The 20,868-nt window shown below is 39.2% G+C and carries 24 protein-coding genes, 1 rRNA gene and 2 other annotated features; all 25 genes read right to left on the bottom strand.

Annotated features, from left to right (window positions below; all coding sequences use genetic code 11):
* Nucleotides 1–105 precede the first annotated feature (105 nt).
* Nucleotides 106–708 carry a class I SAM-dependent methyltransferase gene (locus AC1D0Y_RS25490; protein ID WP_477708119.1) on the bottom strand — a complete coding sequence of 201 codons (603 nt, stop codon included), beginning with the start codon at nucleotides 706–708 and terminating at the stop codon, nucleotides 106–108.
* A gap of 112 nt (nucleotides 709–820) precedes the next feature.
* A complete protein-coding gene (gene rplL / locus AC1D0Y_RS25485) occupies nucleotides 821–1,183 on the bottom strand; it encodes a 50S ribosomal protein L7/L12 (RefSeq protein WP_013054917.1) in 363 nt (120 codons plus the stop codon).
* A gap of 44 nt (nucleotides 1,184–1,227) precedes the next feature.
* Nucleotides 1,228–1,728 carry a 50S ribosomal protein L10 gene (gene rplJ / locus AC1D0Y_RS25480; RefSeq protein ID WP_013054916.1) on the bottom strand — a complete coding sequence of 167 codons (501 nt, stop codon included), beginning with the start codon at nucleotides 1,726–1,728 and terminating at the stop codon, nucleotides 1,228–1,230.
* Between the two features lie 40 nt (nucleotides 1,729–1,768).
* Nucleotides 1,769–1,912: a sequence feature (ribosomal protein L10 leader region), on the bottom strand.
* 65 nt (nucleotides 1,913–1,977) lie between these two features.
* Nucleotides 1,978–2,673, bottom strand: coding sequence for a 50S ribosomal protein L1 (gene rplA, locus AC1D0Y_RS25475; protein ID WP_013054915.1), 696 nt, complete (start codon nucleotides 2,671–2,673; stop codon nucleotides 1,978–1,980).
* 110 nt (nucleotides 2,674–2,783) lie between these two features.
* Nucleotides 2,784–3,209: a 50S ribosomal protein L11 gene (gene rplK / locus AC1D0Y_RS25470; RefSeq protein WP_013054914.1), complete on the bottom strand. Its 426-nt coding sequence runs from the start codon at nucleotides 3,207–3,209 to the stop codon at nucleotides 2,784–2,786.
* A 165-nt stretch (nucleotides 3,210–3,374) separates the two neighbouring features.
* Nucleotides 3,375–3,908, bottom strand: a complete 534-nt coding sequence (gene nusG, locus AC1D0Y_RS25465; protein ID WP_013054913.1) for a transcription termination/antitermination protein NusG — start codon at nucleotides 3,906–3,908, stop codon at nucleotides 3,375–3,377.
* Nucleotides 3,909–4,103: 195 nt separating this feature from the next.
* Entirely contained in the window at nucleotides 4,104–4,283 is a 180-nt protein-coding gene (gene secE / locus AC1D0Y_RS25460; RefSeq protein WP_013054912.1) for a preprotein translocase subunit SecE, read from the bottom strand.
* Between the two features lie 53 nt (nucleotides 4,284–4,336).
* The gene (rpmG, locus tag AC1D0Y_RS25455) at nucleotides 4,337–4,486 is read right to left on the bottom strand and encodes a 50S ribosomal protein L33 (RefSeq protein WP_028410365.1); all 150 of its coding nucleotides are present in this window, start codon (nucleotides 4,484–4,486) and stop codon (nucleotides 4,337–4,339) included.
* A gap of 81 nt (nucleotides 4,487–4,567) precedes the next feature.
* Nucleotides 4,568–5,218 (bottom strand): RNA polymerase sporulation sigma factor SigH, encoded by a 651-nt coding sequence (sigH, locus tag AC1D0Y_RS25450; protein WP_013054910.1) that lies wholly within the window; start codon nucleotides 5,216–5,218, stop codon nucleotides 4,568–4,570.
* 68 nt (nucleotides 5,219–5,286) lie between these two features.
* Complete coding sequence (locus tag AC1D0Y_RS25445) at nucleotides 5,287–5,796, bottom strand: NYN domain-containing protein (RefSeq protein ID WP_013081364.1); 510 nt, start codon at nucleotides 5,794–5,796, stop codon at nucleotides 5,287–5,289.
* A 2-nt stretch (nucleotides 5,797–5,798) separates the two neighbouring features.
* Nucleotides 5,799–6,542, bottom strand: a complete 744-nt coding sequence (gene rlmB, locus AC1D0Y_RS25440; RefSeq protein WP_028410364.1) for a 23S rRNA (guanosine(2251)-2'-O)-methyltransferase RlmB — start codon at nucleotides 6,540–6,542, stop codon at nucleotides 5,799–5,801.
* Nucleotides 6,532–6,957 (bottom strand): Mini-ribonuclease 3, encoded by a 426-nt coding sequence (locus tag AC1D0Y_RS25435; RefSeq protein ID WP_477708118.1) that lies wholly within the window; start codon nucleotides 6,955–6,957, stop codon nucleotides 6,532–6,534. Before AC1D0Y_RS25435 ends, rlmB begins: the two co-directional genes overlap by 11 nt.
* 7 nt (nucleotides 6,958–6,964) lie before the next feature.
* Nucleotides 6,965–8,362 carry a cysteine--tRNA ligase gene (cysS, locus tag AC1D0Y_RS25430; protein WP_477708117.1) on the bottom strand — a complete coding sequence of 466 codons (1,398 nt, stop codon included), beginning with the start codon at nucleotides 8,360–8,362 and terminating at the stop codon, nucleotides 6,965–6,967.
* Complete coding sequence (gene cysE / locus AC1D0Y_RS25425) at nucleotides 8,352–9,008, bottom strand: serine O-acetyltransferase (RefSeq protein ID WP_025753192.1); 657 nt, start codon at nucleotides 9,006–9,008, stop codon at nucleotides 8,352–8,354. The genes cysS and cysE overlap by 11 nt, the downstream gene beginning before the upstream one ends.
* A gap of 72 nt (nucleotides 9,009–9,080) precedes the next feature.
* Nucleotides 9,081–9,305: a binding site (T-box leader), on the bottom strand.
* A gap of 39 nt (nucleotides 9,306–9,344) precedes the next feature.
* Nucleotides 9,345–10,802: a glutamate--tRNA ligase gene (gltX, locus tag AC1D0Y_RS25420; RefSeq protein ID WP_477708116.1), complete on the bottom strand. Its 1,458-nt coding sequence runs from the start codon at nucleotides 10,800–10,802 to the stop codon at nucleotides 9,345–9,347.
* Between the two features lie 105 nt (nucleotides 10,803–10,907).
* A complete protein-coding gene (gene ispF / locus AC1D0Y_RS25415; protein ID WP_013054903.1) occupies nucleotides 10,908–11,387 on the bottom strand; it encodes a 2-C-methyl-D-erythritol 2,4-cyclodiphosphate synthase in 480 nt (159 codons plus the stop codon).
* The gene (gene ispD / locus AC1D0Y_RS25410; protein WP_028410360.1) at nucleotides 11,384–12,085 is read right to left on the bottom strand and encodes a 2-C-methyl-D-erythritol 4-phosphate cytidylyltransferase; all 702 of its coding nucleotides are present in this window, start codon (nucleotides 12,083–12,085) and stop codon (nucleotides 11,384–11,386) included. Before ispD ends, ispF begins: the two co-directional genes overlap by 4 nt.
* 25 nt (nucleotides 12,086–12,110) lie before the next feature.
* Nucleotides 12,111–13,208: a PIN/TRAM domain-containing protein gene (locus tag AC1D0Y_RS25405; protein ID WP_013054901.1), complete on the bottom strand. Its 1,098-nt coding sequence runs from the start codon at nucleotides 13,206–13,208 to the stop codon at nucleotides 12,111–12,113.
* A 147-nt stretch (nucleotides 13,209–13,355) separates the two neighbouring features.
* Nucleotides 13,356–14,435, bottom strand: coding sequence for a DNA integrity scanning diadenylate cyclase DisA (disA, locus tag AC1D0Y_RS25400; protein ID WP_013054900.1), 1,080 nt, complete (start codon nucleotides 14,433–14,435; stop codon nucleotides 13,356–13,358).
* Between the two features lie 3 nt (nucleotides 14,436–14,438).
* Nucleotides 14,439–15,815, bottom strand: coding sequence for a DNA repair protein RadA (gene radA / locus AC1D0Y_RS25395; RefSeq protein ID WP_477708115.1), 1,377 nt, complete (start codon nucleotides 15,813–15,815; stop codon nucleotides 14,439–14,441).
* Between the two features lie 123 nt (nucleotides 15,816–15,938).
* Complete coding sequence (gene clpC, locus AC1D0Y_RS25390) at nucleotides 15,939–18,380, bottom strand: ATP-dependent protease ATP-binding subunit ClpC (protein ID WP_014462041.1); 2,442 nt, start codon at nucleotides 18,378–18,380, stop codon at nucleotides 15,939–15,941.
* A 20-nt stretch (nucleotides 18,381–18,400) separates the two neighbouring features.
* Entirely contained in the window at nucleotides 18,401–19,474 is a 1,074-nt protein-coding gene (locus AC1D0Y_RS25385; RefSeq protein WP_013054897.1) for a protein arginine kinase, read from the bottom strand.
* 3 nt (nucleotides 19,475–19,477) lie between these two features.
* Nucleotides 19,478–20,020, bottom strand: coding sequence for a UvrB/UvrC motif-containing protein (locus AC1D0Y_RS25380; protein ID WP_025753183.1), 543 nt, complete (start codon nucleotides 20,018–20,020; stop codon nucleotides 19,478–19,480).
* 41 nt (nucleotides 20,021–20,061) lie between these two features.
* The gene (locus AC1D0Y_RS25375; protein WP_013054895.1) at nucleotides 20,062–20,523 is read right to left on the bottom strand and encodes a CtsR family transcriptional regulator; all 462 of its coding nucleotides are present in this window, start codon (nucleotides 20,521–20,523) and stop codon (nucleotides 20,062–20,064) included.
* A 235-nt stretch (nucleotides 20,524–20,758) separates the two neighbouring features.
* Nucleotides 20,759–20,868: ribosomal RNA gene (gene rrf, locus AC1D0Y_RS25370) — 5S ribosomal RNA — on the bottom strand; the annotation flags it as partial.

Genomic DNA, 20,868 nt, shown 5'->3' with positions numbered 1-20,868 from the left:
CCCATATAATTCAAAATTATACCTTTTATTTTATGTATAACCCGAGCTTATATGGAATATTTATATATTGGCATTTTATAATGCTAACATACTAAAAAATATTAGTCAACATTTTTTAGCACATATGATATAATACCCTTTTTTCTTGTCTACTACTTCTACTTCATTAAATAGAGATTCTAATTTCGCAAGAGCAGATGGCGCTCCTTGCTTTTTCTGAATCACAATCCAAAGTTCTCCTTGGTCAGCAAGGTGATCTAATGATTTTTCTAGAATTTCATGAACAACTTTTTTACCCGCACGGATCGGCGGATTACTAAGAATAGCTGCAAAATTCGTTTCCTTCACATTTTCATAGCAAGAGCTTTGATAGATTGAAACATTGGATACTGAATTAACTTCAGCATTTTTTTGAGCTAGTGCTAATGCACGTTCATTAACATCAACCATATGAACGTTTCTTTGGCTGTCCTCTTTTGCAAGTGCCAACCCAATTGGGCCATATCCGCACCCAACATCCAGAAGCGGGCCGGGACTCTCGGGCATTTGAAACGTTTCAATTAACAGGCGCGATCCAAAATCGATCTCTTTTTTTGAAAAAACACCGCGGTCACTCGTAAATGAAAAAGAGGTTCCTCTCAATTCAAATGAAAAGCACTCTTCATTACTTGCAGACAATGGTGTATTGGAAAAATAATGTTCTGTCAAAATAGAACCTCCTAATCAATATGTTCTTCTTTACTATAAATGAAAAGGATGACAGAAGCAAAAAAGCTCGCTTGTACAAGCGAGCTTTTTTATATCAGTTGTTAAGCAATAATTACTTAACTTCTACAGAAGCGCCAACTTCTTCAAGTTTAGCTTTTGCTTCTTCAGCTTCTTCTTTAGAAATACCTTCTTTAAGAGCTTTTGGAGCGTTATCAACGATTTCTTTAGCTTCTTTTAAGCCAAGACCAGTGATTTCACGTACTACTTTGATAACTTTGATTTTTTGTCCGCCAGCACTTTCAAGTACTAGGTCAAATTCAGTTTTCTCAGCAGCAGCTTCACCAGCAGCACCGCCAGCTACAGCTACAGGAGCAGCAGCAGTTACGCCAAATTCTTCTTCGATTGCTTTTACTAAATCGTTAAGTTCTAAAACAGTCATATTTTTAACTGCTTCAATGATTTGTTCTTGAGTCATTGTTAATTTCCTCCTTGTGATTGTGTTATATATAACAGACTAGATTATGCACCTTGTTCTTCTTTTTGATCTGCCACAGCTTTTGTAGCAAGAGCAAGGTTGCGAATTGGAGCTTGAAGCACGCTAAGCAACATAGAAAGTAAGCCTTCGCGAGATGGTAGTTCTGCAAGTGCTTTAATTTCTTCAACAGATGCAACATTACCTTCAATTACACCAGCTTTGATTTCTAACGCTTCGTGTTCTTTCGCGAAGTTGTTTAGAATTTTAGCTGGAGCAACAACATCTTCTCCACCAAATGCGATTGCATTTGGACCTACTAACGCATCATTAAGATCTGTTAGTTCAAGTTTTTCTACAGCACGGCGAGTTAAAGTGTTTTTGTAAACTTTGAACTCAATGCCTGCTTCACGTAATTGCTTACGAAGTTCAGTAACTTCAGCAACATTCAAACCACGGTAGTCAACGACAACTATTGAGTTACTCGCTTGAAGTTTTTCAGCAATTTCGTCTACGACTTGTTTCTTTTGTTCAATTACGTTGCTCATCTTTACACCTCCTGTAGATTTCCTTCCGTACACTCAGACAAGGTGCAATAAAAAACCTCCATGACAATAAAGACATGGAGGTGTAGTAAGCGAACCATAACGTTTCACTAATTTATCTCACACACCTCGGTAGGGAATTAAGCTTTGCAGCACCTACTGTCTACGGTACAAATGTTATTCTTTTTAACAACATTATCTATTATAATCAGGGACTTTCAAAAAGTCAACACCGATTTATTTCCAAATTTATTAAGCAGAGAATGAAGCAGTATCAACTTTGATACCAGGGCCCATTGTTGAAGTAACAGCTACGTTCTTCATGTATGTGCCTTTTGCTGCTGCCGGCTTAGCTTTTACCATAGTTTCGAAGATTGTAGTGAAGTTTTCAACTAACTTGCTCTCTTCGAAAGATACTTTACCGATTGGTACGTGGATGTTACCAGCTTTATCAACGCGGTATTCTACTTTACCAGCTTTGATTTCGTTAACTGCTTTTTGAACATCAAATGTTACTGTACCAGTTTTAGGGTTTGGCATTAAACCTTTAGGTCCTAATACACGACCAAGTTTACCAACTTCACCCATCATGTCTGGAGTAGCTACGATTACATCGAACTCGAACCAACCTTGTTGGATTTTGTTGATGTAGTCAGCATCGCCAACGTAGTCAGCGCCTGCAGCTTCAGCTTCTTTAGCTTTTTCGCCTTTAGCGAATACTAATACACGTTGAGTTTTACCTGTACCGTTTGGTAGTACTACTGCACCACGAATTTGTTGGTCAGCTTTCTTAGGGTCAACTCCTAAACGGAATGCTACTTCTACAGTTGCATCAAATTTAGTTGTGTTTGTTTTCTTTACTAATTCAATCGCTTCTTGTACTGAATAAGTTTGTGTACGATCTACAAGCTTAGCAGCTTCAACGTACTTTTTACCTTTTTTAGCCATTTTTGTTTCCTCCTTATGTGGTTTTAACGGAATAACCTCCCACTAATAAAGGTTGCGAGCATAGGAAAACTTCCATTTCTCGCAACCTTCTAACACCCAATCAAATGGAATTAGTCTTCAACTACGATTCCCATACTGCGCGCTGTACCTTCTACCATGCGCATTGCAGATTCAACGCTAGCAGCGTTTAAGTCAGGCATTTTAGTTTCAGCAATCTCACGCACTTTGTCACGCTTGACTGTTGCAACTTTATTACGGTTTGGTTCACCAGAACCAGACTCAATACCAGCCGCTTTCTTAAGTAGTACAGCAGCAGGTGGAGTTTTCGTAATAAATGTAAATGAACGGTCTTCAAATACCGTGATTTCAACAGGAATGATAAGACCAGCTTGATCAGCTGTGCGAGCGTTAAACTCCTTACAGAAACCCATGATATTAACACCGGCTTGACCTAATGCAGGACCAACTGGTGGCGCTGGATTTGCTTTACCTGCAGGAATTTGTAACTTAACAAGTTTAATTACTTTTTTAGCCACGAGACACACCTCCTTAAGTCCGTGATGTGGTAATAGGGCGATGCCCTCCCACTCAATGTTCTTTATATATAAAATAAAGAAATAGTTGTTTTAGTCTCTAGTTTTGAGACATACTGACTTATGAAATATTAACATTAAACTTCATGAATTGCAAGGTCTTACAGATTATATTTTTTCAATTTGTGTAAAGTCTAGCTCTACTGGCGTTTGTCTTCCGAACATATCCACATGAACCTTAACTTTACGTTTATCTGTATCGATTTCTTCAATGGTACCTTCAAAGTTTGCAAACGGACCTTCTTGAACCAATACTGTTTCTTTTAGTTCAAAGTCAAAGTCAGCATGCTTCTCGTCCATGCCCATTTGTTTTAAGATCATTTCTACTTCTTCTGGTAGAAGAGCAGTTGGCTTTGATCCAGAACCTGCTGAACCTACAAAGCCCGTAACGCCAGGTGTATTACGAACTACATACCATGAATCATCCGTCATGATGATTTCAACTAACACGTACCCTGGAAATACTTTTTTCTTTGTAATCTTTTCTTTGTTGTTCTTAATTTCTCTTTCTTCTTCTTCAGGAACAACAACGCGGAAAATTTTATCTTGCATACCCATTGTTTCTACGCGCTTTTCTAAATTTGTTTTTACTTTATTTTCATATCCAGAATAAGTATGGACTACATACCAATTTTTCTCCATTTCTGAGGACTATACGTCCTTCCCTCCCAGCTCACTATAAAATAAGATGTCCTAATCTATTGCACAGACAACGCACTAGGAAAATAGTTGACTCCTAGCACAATCATTCTTAAAGCAAATTAAAAAACCCGTCTCCGGGCTTTTCTGAAAAAAACATAATTTAGCTTTATTATACCATGATTTAAGTCAATTTATTCAAGGGATTAAACGAATAAGTGACGAAATTCCGTAATCAACTACTACAAAAAAGAGTGTCATAAATACAACTGTAGAAATAACAGTAATTGTATAACGAGTTAGCTCATTTTTTTTAGGCCAACTTACCTTCTTCATCTCACGCCCAACATCACGCAAGAAATTTCCTACACGGTTCATGTTTGTAACCTCCAATAAATTAAAAGGGGTATTAGTCTGTGCAGATTATTGATCTACTTTGTTTCACGATGAATCGTATGTGCGTTACACGTTTTGCAAAACTTCTTCATTTCTAAACGCTCTTCGTTTTGCAGTGTGTTTTTCATAGTCGTATAGTTACGACTAGCGCATTGCACACACGCAAGTACAACTTTTTTACGCATAATGTCAACCACCTATAGAGTGATAATGTCTATAAAAAAGTATCACAGACTTTCTTAGCATGTCAATATGAGGATAGAAGGCTACATTGTGATTTCACGAATCTCGAGGTAGCGCTCTAATTTCCTCTTCACACGCTGAAGTGCATTATCGATGGATTTGACGTGGCGGTTTAACTCTTCTGAAATCTCTTGATAAGATTGACCATCTAAATAAAGAACGAGAACTTTTCGCTCAAGATCACTTAACAGTTCAGCCATCTTTAATTCAATATCATCAAACTTCTCTCGATTAATGAGCAACTCTTCTGGATTTGCTACTTTTGTCCCCGAAATAACATCCATTAAGGTTCGGTCGGACTCTTCATCATATATTGGCTTGTCCAATGATACATAAGAGTTTAATGGAATATGTTTTTGCCTTGTTGCGGTTTTAATAGCGGTAATAATTTGCCTGGTAATGCAAAGTTCAGCAAAAGCTTTAAACGAAGTTAGCTTATCTTCTCTAAAATCTCTAATTGCCTTATATAACCCTATCATACCTTCTTGTACAATATCTTCACGGTCTGCCCCAATTAAAAAATATGACCGCGCCTTTGCTCGCACAAAGTTTTTGTATTTATGAATCAAATACTCTAATGCGTCAATATCGCCTTTATGCACAAGATCGACAACTGTTTCATCCTCTTGTTGTTCGAAATGAGCATGCAGTTTTCTCCCATAATTATCGCCCATATCGATCCCCCCGACCGCACAGTAGATAGAAATATTATACAGTAGCTAATTCCGTACCGTCAATAACCTCACCGCTGTCCCCGACGCCATTTTTCGAAAATTTCGGCTACTTGATTGGAAAGTTGAATGCGTGCCGCTGGCTTTTGATTTTGAATAGACTTCACATCAAGATTAATATGTTTCTCAATCTGCTCAATTTCGTTGTACAATTCTCGAGCAGAAATTCTAAGCGCACCTTGTCCAAAGATTGCCCACTGCTCCGTGAAATCAGATGTAGCAACATGAATCTGTGTCTTTACATTGTTTAGCTCTTGAGCCAGCTTTTCAATGTACTCATCCGCTGTTTCATTTTCTCTTGTAAATACAACGTCAACCTTATGATTTTTTGCCTTCTTTTCAATTCCTTCGACCATATGAGCATCGAAGACAATAATGACACGATAACCCATATATGCTTGATACTCTGCCATCTTTTCGATTAACAGGTCTCGAGCACCGGCTAAATCATTATCTCTAAGCTTTCTTAGGTCGGGCCACGCACCTATCATGTTATAACCATCCACCAGTAGAATATCCATTCTTATTCACCTAGAGGATGGCGTTTTCGGTAAACCTCATACATGAGAAGACTAGCTGCTACAGATGCATTTAACGATGTAACATGCCCAACCATTGGAAGCTGTACAAGGAAGTCGCATTTTTCACGAATCAAACGACTCATGCCTTTTCCTTCGCTTCCAATCACTAACGTAAGCGGCATACCTCCATCTAAGTTGCGGTAATCATCGCTTTCTTTCGCATCTGTTCCAACAATCCATACGCCTCGATCTTTTAATTCATCAATCGTCCTTGATAGGTTTGTTACCCTTGCTACGGGAACATGTTCAATCGCTCCTGTAGAGGCCTTAGCTACAGTGGCCGTTAATCCAACTGAACGGCGCTTTGGAATAATAATACCGTGTGCGCCAATGGCATCGGCTGTTCGCATAATAGAGCCTAAATTATGGGGATCTTCAAGCTCATCTAGCAGAAGAAAAAACGGACTTTCATTACGTTTTTCCGCTAAGTTAAATAAATCATCTAACTCTGCATACTGATAAGCAGCCACTTGTGCAGCTACTCCTTGATGAATACCGTCTACCATTTGCTCAATTTTCTTTTTCGGTACAAACTGCACCAATACACCATTACGTTTTGCTAACTGCGTGATTTGCCCCATAGAACCGCCTTGCGATCCTTCGGCAATCCATAGTTTGTTAATGTCGCGCCCAGACTTTAGGGCTTCTAGGACCGGATTACGTCCAATGATAAATTCATGTTCCATGATTCATTCCTCCCTCTCCTTCATCGACGAAAGAGATAGCTTTAGTAATAAGTTCCATCATTCGTTCTTCTTCACCTAAAAGATACAAATAGCCTACGACCGCTTCAAATGCCGTACTGTAGCGATACGTTTGCACATCTGTGTTTTTAGGGACTGTACCGGACTTTGCATTGCGTCCTCGGCGCAGTACACCTTCTTCTTCCTCAGTAAAAAAGTTTTCATTTTTAAAATAATATACGATTTGCGCTTGTGCTTTTGCTGATACGTATTTTTTAGCTTTATTATGAAGCTGGTTAGGGCGCACTGTCCCTAACACCAGCAGGTGGCGGCGAACATGTAAATCAAACACCGCATCACCCATATAAGCAAGAGCTAAGCTATTTAGCTGTTTTATATCTAATTTACTGCTGCTCATAACACTATTATCCTCTTTTCCATCTTGTTCCTTGCGCCGTATCTTCTAAAATAATATTTTTAGCCTTTAATTCATCTCGAATTTGATCTGCTAATTGGAAATTACGATCTTTACGAGCCTGAATACGATCTTGGATCAATTGATCAATTTCTTCGTCTAGAAGTTCAGCTTCTCCAAACGTAATGCCTATTGCAGCACCTAATTCTTTAAACTCTTTAATAAAGGCTTCAATTACATCTGTAGACGTTGTTTGTTCTAACAAATACAAGTTAGCTTGCTTTGCTAGCTCGAACAGAACAGAAATAGCATTTGCCGTATTAAAATCATCATCCATCTCTTCAACAAACGTTTCGCGAAGCTCTTTTAGCTTTCCGAACCATTCTGAAGCATCTTCTTGAAGATTTGTTGCTGCCTCTAGACGGTGAGTTAAGTTGCCGTAAGCTGTTTGCAGACGTTCAAGCGCTTTGCGCGTATTCTCTAAAATTTCTTCGTTATAGTTAATTGGGTGACGATAGTGAACAGATAAAATAAAGAATCGAAGTAGGGAAGGATCATGCTTTTTAATAATGTCATGAACTAACACGAAGTTCCCTAGTGATTTAGACATCTTTTCATTATCAATATTGATATACCCGTTATGAAGCCAGTATTTCGCAAACGATTTCCCAGTGAGCGCTTCTGATTGGGCAATTTCATTTTCGTGATGAGGGAAAGCTAAATCCTGACCGCCTGCGTGGATATCAATTGTATCACCTAAATACTTGCGTGCCATCGCCGAGCACTCGATATGCCAGCCCGGTCTTCCTTGACCCCAAGGGCTATCCCATGCGATCTCTCCATCTTTGGTTGCTTTCCAAAGAGTAAAGTCTAATGGATCTTCTTTCTTTTCGCCAACTTCGATACGAGCACCGGATTGCAATTCATCAATAGACTGATGTGATAATTTTCCGTATCCTTCAAACTTACGTGTACGATAGTATACATCACCCTCTGACTCATACGCATAACCTTTTTTCACAAGTTCATCAATGAACTCAATAATGATATCCATATTTTCAGTTACGCGCGGATGCACATCGGCATGCTTGCATCCAAGAGCTGACGTATCTTCAAAGTAAGCATCGATAAAGCGGTTTGCGATCGTTGGAACATCTTCTCCTAGCTCTTTTGCTGCCTTAATTAATTTATCATCTACATCTGTGAAGTTTGAGACATACTCTACATCGTAGCCTCTAAATTCTAAATAGCGGCGCACCGTATCAAATACAATCGCAGGACGCGCGTTTCCAATATGAATATAGTTATACACCGTCGGTCCGCACACGTACATTTTGACTTTGTTTTCTTCCAGCGGTACAAACGTCTCTTTTTGACGTGTTAACGTGTTATATAGCTTAATTGCCATGGTGAATCTTCCCTTCTTTTAATTCCTTTAATTGATTTTGCAGGTGTAAAATTTCTTTCTCTAGCTGTTTGAAACGCTCTGCATCTGGATCTGGCAAATCTTGATGATTCAAATCTTTTGGAATCCGGACGCCATTTTGAATGACGACTCGGCCAGGGATACCAACAACCGTTGAGTTTTCTGGGACGTCATTTAACACAACTGAACCTGCTCCAATTTTGGAGTGTGCATGAATCGTAATCGACCCTAGCACTTTAGCACCTGTTGCAATTAAGACATTGTCTTCGATCGTCGGGTGACGCTTTCCTTTTTCTTTCCCTGTTCCTCCGAGTGTTACTCCTTGATATACTGTTACATTATCTCCAATTTCGCACGTTTCCCCAATCACAATTCCCATTCCGTGGTCAATAAAAAAGCGGCGGCCAATTTTCGCACCCGGATGGATTTCAATCCCTGTGAAGAATCGGCTAATTTGTGAGATTACACGTGCCAGAAAAAACCACTTTCTTTTAAAAAGCCCGTGAGCGAATCTATGTGCCCAAATAGCATGCAACCCCGAATAGGTTAATATCACTTCAATATAACTTCTTGCTGCAGGATCTTGTTCAAATATGGCTTCAATGTCTTCCTTTAACAACTTTAGCATCATCTCACCCCAATTCCGCTATTCCTCTATCTACTCATTGATTGTATAAAAAAACGCCCCTATGTCAAATGACACAGAGACGTATATACGCGGTTCCACTCTGTTTGGATCAACAAACGATCCCAACTCTTCTCTCATAACGTGAAAGTACCCGCTTTTGCCTACTTACTTTAGCAGCATTCAACAAAAGACTCAAAGGCGCACTTCAACAAGTTTTGTCATAGGTTACTTTCAGCCGGTGATAACCCTCTCTGATATGCAATGAACTTGCCTACTCTTCCTTCTCAACGATATCCATATTTGATTATTTTATCATATGGGCAAAATAGAAATTTGTTAACTATAAATGCTTTCTAGACGAGCTAAAACTGTTTCTTTCCCTAAAAGAGAAATAGCTTTTGGAAGCTCAGGACCGTGTGTTTCGCCTGTTGTTGCTACACGAATTGGCATAAATAGTTTTTTACCTTTTTGACCTGTTGCTTTTTGTACAGCCTTTGTTGCTGCCTTAATTTCATCAGCGCTGAATTCTTCTAAGGAAGAAATCTCTTCAGCAAATGCTTTTAACACTTCCGGTACTTGCTCTTCAGCAAGCACTGCTTTTGCTTCTTCACTGTAATCAATTTCTTTCTTAAAGAACATTTCAGTAAGTTCAACAATCTCAGCGCCAAAGCTCATTTGTTCTTGGTATAAAGCGACTAAGTCACGTACCCATTGTTCTGTTTCTGCACCGCGCGTTTCTTCAACTTTTCCGGCTTTCACCAAGTGAGGAACTGATAAAGCTACCACCTCGTCTAAATCCAATTGTTTCATGTATTGGTTGTTCATCCAACGTAATTTGCTTGTATCAAATAGTGCTGGAGATTTTGATAAACGAGCTGGGTCAAAGATTTCAATAAACTGTTCTTTAGAGAAGATTTCTTCTTCTCCCACAGGTGACCAGCCAAGCATTGTAATAAAATTAAACAGTGCTTCCGGCAAGTAGCCTAATTCTTTATATTGCTCAATAAACTGAATGATTGACTCATCACGTTTACTTAGCTTACGGCGATTTTCATTTACGATTAATGTCATATGACCGAATACAGGAGGCGTCCAGCCCAAAGCTTCATACACAAGAATTTGCTTCGGTGTATTAGAAATATGGTCATCTCCGCGTAGAACATGTGTCATCTTCATTAGATAATCATCAATGGCTACAGCGTAGTTATATGTTGGGGTACCGTCTTTTTTCACAATAACGAAGTCACCAATGCCTTCAGACTCAAATGATACTTCATCTTTGACAATATCATTCCACTTAATTTCTGTGTTGCTAGGAACACGGAAGCGAATGCTTGGCTCACGGCCTTCTGCTTCTAGTTCAGCACGCTGTTCAGCTGTTAAGTTACGGCACTTACCTGAATAGCGCGGCATTTGACTGTTCGCCTGCTGTTCTTCACGCTCTTTTTCAAGCTCTTCTGACGTACAGTAACAGTGATAAGCTAATCCTTTTTCAAGAAGTTCTTCCGTATATTTTTGATAGATTTCCGTACGTTCAGACTGGCGATAAGGACCGTACTCGCCGCCTACGTCGATACTCTCATCCCATTCAATACCTAACCATTTTAAATAGCGCAGCTGACTTTCTTCTCCGCCTTCGATATTACGCTTTTGATCTGTATCTTCAATACGGATAATAAATTTACCGTTTTGATTTCGTGCAAATAAATAATTAAATAGTGCTGTTCTTGCATTCCCTATATGAAGATGTCCAGTTGGACTCGGGGCATAACGAACTCTTACTTCGCTTGACATAACTAAGATGACCTCCAATTTAATATTACTTATAGTATGTATTTATATGTTTTAGACATGTTCTAATTTTATCACCAAATAGGTATCTGTCAAAGTCAACTGTTTTTATTTTTGATAAACTAAAACGGCTGCTTGGGCGGCAATTCCTTCTTCGCGTCCCGTAAAGCCTAACTTTTCTGTTGTTGTTGCCTTGACGTTAATTTGAGAAATGCTTGCTTCTAACAGCTGCGCAATACGCTCTCTCATTGGTTCAATGTAAGGAGCCATTTTAGGTTTTTGCGCGATAATGGTGCAATCTACATTGCTTAATTCATAACCTTCATCTTTTAGCAGTTTCCATACGTGTTGAAGAAGCTTTGCTGAATCAGCATCTTTAAATTCAGGGTCTGTATCCGGAAAATGCTTTCCGATATCTCCTTTAGCCGCCGCTCCTAATAAGGCATCTGCGATTGTATGTAACAGCACATCTGCATCTGAGTGGCCTAATAATCCTTTTTCATACGGAATTTCTAAACCGCCGATGATTAAAGGTCTTCCTTCTGCAAATTCATGTACGTCGAAACCTTGTCCTACTCGAATGTTCATTTTTCCACTCCTTCAGTCCTGTTTAGCTTTGTTAATATAGCTTCTGCATATAACAAATCTTCTGGTGTTGTTAGTTTTATATTATCGTAATTTCCCTCTACAATCGATACTTTTTGCCCCGCTTTTTCTACTAAGCTTGCATCATCGGTGCCTAAGTATTCATTTATTTTTGCTTTTTCGTGTGCATCCATTACTACATCAAAAAGAAAAGCCTGCGGCGTTTGAATAGCCCACAAGCTAGAGCGCTCAACTGTTTCAATGACAGTACCCTGTTTCACACGCTTAATTGTGTCTTTTACTGGAACAGCCAGCACAGCAGCCTTATCACTAGCAGCTTTTTCTACTAACTCATGGATTGTGTTTTGTTGAACAAATGGACGAGCGCCATCATGAATTAATACCATCTGAGCCTGCTTTAAACTTTTAAGACCGTTATAAACGCTATGTTGACGTTCATCGCCTCCAACTGTCAAAGATTGAACCTTTTGAATTGGATATTTGATTAATAACTCTTCAAAAATCTGTACTTCTTTTTCGTTTACGACTAGTACAATTCCACTGCACCAAGGATCTTGTTCGAATTTTTGCAGCGTATGAATGATAAGCGGAACGTTTTGAATAGTTAAAAATTGTTTGTTCCGCCCCGCTTTCATTCGCTTCCCCTGACCTGCAGCTAACACGATAATTTCATACTTCATAGGTATACTCCCTTTACCTGTTACGTCACAGTGCTTTTTCTAATAACTTGGGTTTCGCAAAAATCATACGGCCTGCTGAGGTTTGGAGTACGCTCGTCACCAGTACATCAATTTGCTTTCCAATATAATTTCTTCCTTCTTCTACCACAATCATTGTACCGTCATCAAGATAGGCAATACCTTGATTATGCTCTTTACCGTCTTTTATAACCAATACGTTCATTTCTTCTCCTGGAAGTACAATTGGCTTGACGGCATTTGCTAAGTCATTGATATTTAAAACGCCAACATTTTGAAGTTCACATACTTTATTTAAATTAAAATCGTTTGTCACGACCAAACCGGAAGTCAGCTTTGCCAATTTAACCAGCTTGCTGTCTACTTCTTGAATGTCTTCGAAATCGCCTTCATAAATTTCTACCTTCATTGCCAGTTCTTTTTGAATACGGTTTAGAATATCTAGACCTCGTCTACCTCTGTTTCGTTTTAGAACATCCGAAGAATCAGCAATATGCTGAAGTTCCTCAAGCACAAAGCGCGGAATAACAATCGTTCCGTCTAAAAATCCTGTTTGACAAATATCTGCGATACGGCCGTCAATAATAACGCTTGTATCTAAAATCTTAAGAGACTTTAATGATTCTTCGTTATCTGTTTCTTCTTCTTGGCCTTTTTTCTTCCCAATTCGAGCCGGCATCGAAAACACGCTTACAAGCTCATCACGTTTTTTAAACCCGACTTGAAACCCTAAGTAACCTAAAAGAATACTTAGAAAGATTGGTAAAATGGTACTTACTACTTGAAGTTGAATTCTGCCTAAAAAAGCTCCGACCAAGTAGGCCACAATAAGCCCTAAAATCAATCCTAAGCTCCCAAAAAGCACATCCGTTACAGGCGCCTTCAGTAACGCCTCTTCCACTCGGCGAATTAATTCAACTATATAATCAACAATCCAAAACGTGACAAGGAAAAACAAAATGGCTCCCAGTATTGCATCGACGTAAGGCTTTTCTAGAAATGCTACATCTTGCAGATTTAATAATTGAATAAGTTCAGGTATAAAAAAGACGCCCAATGTACCACCTGTAATAATAAAAAATAACTGTACAAAACGTTTTAACACGCCTTCACCTCCCTTTATCATTATAAACAGTTTACAATGATTGAAACCTGTTATTTAACCAAAAAACAGAATTTGTAAACAAACTGTCACTTTTTTTGTATTTTCACAATATCTTAATGAATCAAACATTTAATGTCAATTAATATCCTATAGCTGACGGTTTGTAAGATGCTGCTCTTTTAGTCTTTTCAGTCCTTCTCTGATTTTCCTTGCTCGAATTTCACCGATGCCTTCTACCTCATCCAATTCTTCTACCGACGCATCTGCTATCGTTTTTAAATCCCCTAATTCATCAATGAGATTTTCAATAATAATCGATGGAAGTCTTGGAATTTTATGAAGCATTCGATACCCTCTAGGAATAACGCTGTCTTCAAAGCTTGTATACATGGGATATCCCATTAAGCGAAGGAGCGTTTGGTCATCGAGAAGAACATTATTTGACGGCTGCTGCATGCGTTCAATTACTCGGTAAGGGTCAAAGCTGAGGTCATACATATAATCTTTGATTAATAAAGTTGCTTCTTCCTCTAAGTGGGAAAGTAATTCATTCATTTGGAGACGGATTAGTCTTCCTTCTGTTCCTAACTCGCTAATATAGCTCAAAATTTCATTTTTAATACGCAGAACCATTTCTGTACGATGAAGCGACTGCAGCACATCTGTATGAGTTACTTGCTCTTCAAACTCTAATGCACTGAGACTTGTAATCGATTCGTCTAATACCGCCTTGTACTTTTCAAGTGTCCCAAGCGCTTGATTCGCTTTTGCTAAAATAACACTAATGTCTTTCAACACATACTGCAGAGACCCTTTGTAAAGCGTAATCACATTTCGTCTTTGTGAAATAGCTATCACCAATACACCTGACTGCTTAGCTACGCGTTCTGCTGTACGGTGACGCATTCCTGTCTGTGAAGAAGGAGTAGAGGGATCTGGCATGAGCTGAGCATTAGCAAATAATATCTTGCTTCCGCTGTCGTTTAAAATAAGCGCTCCATCCATTTTGGCTAACTCGTATAAGTGCGCAGGTGTAAATGCACAATTAATCGAAAATCCCCCATCCACCATCTTTTTGACTTGTTCATTGTAGCCCATAACAATTAAGCCGCCCGTCTTTGCCCGCAAGACGTTATCGATACCGTCACGAATAGGGGTTCCTGGTGCTACAAACTGCAGAATTTCTGATATTTGTTTTTGACTAACTGTTGTTTTTTCTCCTTCCACTGCTTATCCTCCTAATGTATATTGCAGAGCCTCCGCTACTGTTGATACCCCAATCACATCAATACCATCTGGGACTTTCCATCCCCCTAAATTCTTCTCGGGGATAATAATTCGTTGGAACCCTAATTTTACCGCTTCTTGAACGCGCTGTTCAATTCTAGACACTCGGCGTACTTCACCTGTTAATCCTACCTCTCCTACAATAACATCTGTAGCGCTAGAAGCAGCATCTCTGAAGCTTGAAGCAATGCTAACGGCTACAGCTAAATCGATTGCTGGTTCGTCTAATTTCACTCCACCTGCTACTTTTAAATACGCATCTTGATTCTGCAGCAGCATTCCTACACGCTTTTCTAAGACAGCCATGATAAGCGAAACACGATTATGATCTACTCCCGTAGCCATTCTTCTAGGGTTTCCAAAGCTCGTTGGACTGATTAGCGCCTGCAGCTCTACTAATACGGGTCTTGTCCCTTCCATTGAAGCGACAACAACTGATCCTGCTGCTCCCTGAGACCGTTCTTCTAGAAAGATTTCAGATGGATTCAATACTTCTTCTAGCCCACTTTCTTTCATTTCAAAAATGCCCATTTCATTTGTAGATCCAAATCGGTTCTTAACCGCTCTTAATATACGATACGTATGATGGCGCTCTCCTTCAAAATAAAGAACCGTATCCACCATATGTTCAAGAAGTCTTGGTCCTGCAATGGCCCCTTCTTTCGTTACATGACCCACAATAAAGATGGCAATTCCATTCGTTTTAGCAACACGCATTAGTTCAGCCGTACACTCTCGCACCTGTGAGACGCTTCCTGGCGCTGATGTCACATCAGCATGGTAAATGGTTTGAATTGAATCAATCACCACAAAATCAGGCTGCATGCTTGAGATGGCCTCTAGTATTAATTCTAAGTTTGTTTCTGCATGAACATAAAGCTCTTCAGCTTTTACATCTAGCCTGTCCGCTCTTAACTTCGTTTGTTTGGTTGATTCCTCTCCCGAAATATATAGTACTTTATTTTGTTTCATTGCTAACTGCGCGGAGGTTTGCAAAAGTAAAGTAGACTTTCCGATACCCGGATCTCCCCCTATTAAAACGAGTGAGCCTCTGACAATACCTCCACCTAATACACGATTTAACTCTGCAGAAGGTGTAAAAATTCGTGGTTCTGTTGTAGATTCAATCGCTGTAATTGACTGAGGTTTTTGAACTTTAGAAGCAGTAGCTCCGGAAAAAGCTCCTCGGCGTGATGATTTCGTTTCTTCCATTTCTTCTACCATAGAATTCCAGCTTCCGCATCCGGGACATTTCCCCATCCATTTTGCTGATTCATATCCGCAATGCTGACATGCAAATTTTGTTTTTCGTTTCGCCATTATGTTATCAATCTCTCCGTTCATTCAATCGATTTCTATCTCTATTGTACACTATTTCCTAAGCTAAAATAAAAAGGGAGGCATACGTGTTTTTTCGTATGCCTCGTCTTGGTTTGAGTAAATTTAGCTGATGCTGCTTGGAGCGGAGGATTTAACAACAAATTCTCCTTTGTCTACATCTAGCGTCACTTTCTGACCTTTTTGAACAACTCCTTTTAGCAGCTCTTCAGATAAACGGTCTTCAATATGTTTTTGAATTGCTCTACGAAGTGGACGAGCACCGTATTCTGGATCAAAACCTTCCTCTGCAATCTTATCAATTGCCTCTTTTGTTAATTCAAGATCAATTTCTTGTTCTTTTAAGCGTTTTGTTAACTGATCCGCCATTAATTTAACGATTTCAGCTAAGTGAGGTTTCTCTAATGAATGGAAGACGATAATTTCATCGATACGGTTTAGGAACTCCGGACGGAACGCGCGCTTCATTTCCGCCATTACTTTTCCTTTCATATCTTTGTAGTCTTGCCCTTCTGCTTCTACTGTGAACCCTAAGTGCTTGCTTCGTTTTAATGTATCAGCACCTACGTTTGATGTCATAATTAAAATCGTATTACGGAAATCAACTGTACGGCCTTTTGAATCTGTTAAGCGTCCATCTTCTAACACTTGTAATAAAATGTTAAATACATCCGGATGCGCTTTTTCAATTTCGTCTAAAAGAACAACTGAGTAAGGTTTTCTTCTTACTTTTTCCGTTAACTGGCCGCCTTCTTCGTATCCAACATATCCTGGAGGTGAACCTACTAATCGGGAAGTAGAATGTTTCTCCATGTACTCAGACATATCGATACGAATCATTGCATCTTCATCACCGAAGATTGACTCCGCTAATGCACGTGCAAGCTCTGTTTTACCAACCCCTGTTGGTCCTAAGAAAATGAATGAACCAATTGGACGTTTTGGATCTTTCAAGCCTGCTCTAGCACGGCGCACAGCTTTTGCAACTGCTTTTACCGCTTCTTCTTGCCCAATTACACGAGAGTGAAGAATCTCTTCCATGTTCAGCAGTCTTTCTGTCTCTTCCTGTGCCAGTTTAGAGACCGGTACACCCGTCCAGCTAGATACAACCATCGCAATATCTTCTACGGTTACAGCTGAGTTTTCTTTACCTTGCTGCTCTTTCCAAATTTTCTTTGTGTCTTCTAATTCTTCGCGTAGGCGTTGCTCTGTATCGCGTAAAGATGCTGCTTTTTCGAATTCTTGACTTTGAACAGACGCATCTTTTTCATTGCGTACTGATTCTAATTTTTGCTCTAATTCCTTTAAATTTGGCGGCGTTGTAAATGAACGTAAACGCACTTTTGAACCAGCTTCATCAATTAAATCGATTGCTTTATCCGGTAAGAAACGATCTGAAATGTAGCGATCTGATAGTTTCACCGCTTGCTCGATTGCCTCATCAGAAATAGATACTCGGTGATGCGCTTCATAACGGTCACGAAGCCCTTTTAAGATTTGAATAGACTCCTCCAACGTTGGTTCATCCACTTGAATTGGCTGGAAGCGACGCTCTAACGCTGCATCTTTTTCAATGTATTTTCTGTATTCATCTAAAGTCGTAGCACCGATACACTGAAGTTCTCCACGAGCAAGAGACGGTTTTAAAATATTAGAAGCATCGATAGCACCTTCTGCGCCACCAGCGCCAATTAATGTGTGTAACTCATCGATAAAGAGAATGATATTACCTGCTTGACGAATTTCATCCATTACTTTCTTCAGGCGATCTTCAAACTCTCCGCGGTATTTTGTACCAGCAACGACCGTTCCCATATCCAAAGTCATAACGCGTTTATCGCGTAAAATTTCTGGAACTTCATTGTTGACGATTTGCTGAGCCAAACCTTCAGCGATTGCCGTTTTACCGACACCTGGCTCCCCAATTAATACAGGATTGTTTTTTGTACGTCGGCTTAACACTTCAATAACACGCTGAATTTCTTTCCCACGTCCGATAACAGGGTCTAAGCTTCCTTCGCGCGCTACAACTGTTAAATCGCGTGCTAAGCTGTCTAGCGTAGGTGTATTAGCGTTTGAAGAGCCTCCGCCTTGATGACTTGAAGCAGCTTCATTGCTACCTAATAAATGAAGCACTTGCTGACGAGCTTTATTTAGGCTGACACCTAAATTATTTAAAACGCGTGCTGCAACGCCTTCACCTTCACGAATTAAGCCTAGTAAGATATGTTCTGTTCCTACATAAGAATGACCAAGTTTTCGGGCTTCATCCATTGAAAGTTCAATGACTTTTTTCGCTCGAGGTGTATAATGAATGGTCTGCGTTAATTCTTGGCCTCTGCCAATTAATGCTTCCACTTCTTTTTGAATTTTTTCAGTGCTTAGGCCTAGAGCAGAAAGAGCTTTTGCTGCAATTCCTTCACCTTCGCGAACGATACCTAATAAAATATGCTCCGTTCCAATGTTGTTGTGACCTAGGCGTAGTGCTTCTTCCTGTGCTAAAGCTAATACTTTTTGTGCGCGCTCTGTAAATCTACCAAACATCATATAATCGTCACCCTCCACGTTTAATTTGTGTTTTTATTTATAGTGAGACGTTCTCGAATTAAGGTGGCTCTTTTAATGTCACGTTCTTGAGGCTTTAGGGGACCTCCCGAATACTTTTGTAAAAAGCCTGGCTGCGTCATAATGATAAGTTCATTCAATATATTTTGACTCAGTCCTTTTATATACCCTAAATCGATTCCTAATCGAACATCTGATAAACATTGTGAAGCTTCTTTTGACTCAATAATACGGCTATTGGCCAATACTCCATATGAACGATACACTCGATCTTCTAACTCTACATGAGATGTTTTAAACAGCGCGTCTCGTGCAGAGTGCTCTTGTGTAATCAACTGCTGTACGACACTATTTAAATCTGCCACAATATCTTCTTCAGATTTCCCTAAGGTTATCTGATTAGAAATTTGAAAGATATTCCCTAAAGCTTCGCTACCTTCTCCATAAATTCCTCTCACCACTAAGCCAAGCTGGTTAATAGCGGGAATAATACGATGAATTTGACGGGTCATCACTAAAGCCGGCAGATGCATCATCACGGATGCACGTAGCCCAGTACCCACATTTGTGGGACAGCTGGTTAAATACCCTCTATTTTCATCAAACGCATAATCTACGTATTTCTCAATCCAATTATCTACTTTATTCGCTGTGCTTAAAGCTTCAGATAATTGAAGGCCTGGAAATAAACATTGTATGCGTAAATGATCTTCTTCATTAACCATAATACTCAAATCTTCTTTTTCTGATAAAAAACAAGCTCCGTTGTTATCTCCTTCAGCCAAGTTAGGACTGATAAGATGCTTTTCAACCAACACTTGCTTTTGAAGAGGCTGTAATTCGTTCATCTTTAGTAAATGCAAATTCCACTGATTGGTGTTCTCACTTTTTTGAAAAACTTGCTCGAATACTCGAACCACTTCAACTGCTTGTTCTTTAGAAAAGAGAGTTGGAAAAAGATAATGAGTTAAATTTCGAGCCAGCCTGATTCGACTACTTAGAACAATATCTGAATTCGAAGCTTCTTGACGCATCCAAGAGCTAACAGGCTGGGAAAAGAACAAATCCTGGGACATGAATTACGCTTCCTCCTCTCTCGATTCGTTCATCTTCTTTTCTAGTAATCGAATGTGATCTCGGAGTTCGGCTGCTTTCTCAAACTCCTCTTTTTCGATATACTCTTTTAAGTTCAATCTTAATGCCTGTAATTCCTTTTTTAAATGAAGATTACTTGCAATTCTTGCTGGTATTTTTCCGTGATGTAGATAATTACCTCCATGCAACCTCTTCAAGAAAGGAATAAGAGGTCGCTCAAATGTTTTGTAGCAATCTGCACATCCAAACCTGCCGATTTTAGCAAATTTTTGATATGTCATGCCACAAGTAGGACAAGAAAGAACCTCCTGACTTTGTTGCTTATAATTTTCAGTTACTGCTGGATCTAGGTTAAGTAGGCCAGCTAGTAAGTTATTGATTGAAAAACCTTGCTGATTTGAAAAAGAAAATGCATCTCCATTTTCTGAAGCGCATTGTTCACATACATGCATCTCCGTCTTTTCACCATTAATGATTTTTGTGAAGTGAAGAGTTGCAGGTCTCGTTTCACATTGCTGACAAATCATCCTGTCATCACTCCCTGTTCTAAATAAAATAGATCATGAGCTTATCGGTAGCGTAATGAATTAAGCATTGCTTTTAAAAGATTGGCCCTTAGCTCATCACGATAAGGAAGTTCAATATTAATAACTGAACGATTGATAACACTCAACATGATTTTTGCTTCTCGTTCTGTGATGACTTTTTCTTCAACTAACCTAATAATGACGTTTTCAGCACTTACTTGTGAAATTTCATTTTGAATCATCTCAATTACTTGCTGAAACAAATCCGCTGCATCATGCATTTTTACTTTTGCAATACGAATAAAGCCGCCGCCGCCTCGCTTACTTTCTACAAGATAACCTCTTTCAACTGTAAAACGGGTATTGATAACGTAATTAATTTGCGACGGAACGCATTGAAATTTATCAGCAATCTCACTGCGCCTTATTTCAACAATTTCTCTTTCACTTAATTCAAGTACTTGTTTTAAATACTGTTCGATAATGTCAGAGATATTTGGCACGCTGCCCCCTCCTTCTGACTTTGACTATATTTGACCTTAATTTAAATATAAAAGGAAACGAAAAAATTTTCAACTATGTACTATTAAAGTTTATTCTTTACTTTTATCGTTGCCACTAAAATTTATTTCAAAACCTGCAAATCGTGAATTTTATTGTTCTTACTATACTTTTTCATAAAACAAATAAATTGTAAACAAAAAAGGACTAGCTAAAATAGCTAGTCCTTTTTCAGGTGCCTGGCAACGTCCTACTCTCACAGGGACAAAGTCCCAACTACCATTGGCGCTAAAGAGCTTAACTTCCGTGTTCGGTATGGGAACGGGTGTGACCTCTTCGCTATCGCC

The organism is Priestia sp. P1_B12_1, from assembly GCF_056406695.1.
This window is presented reverse-complemented; position numbering and strand designations above follow the sequence as displayed.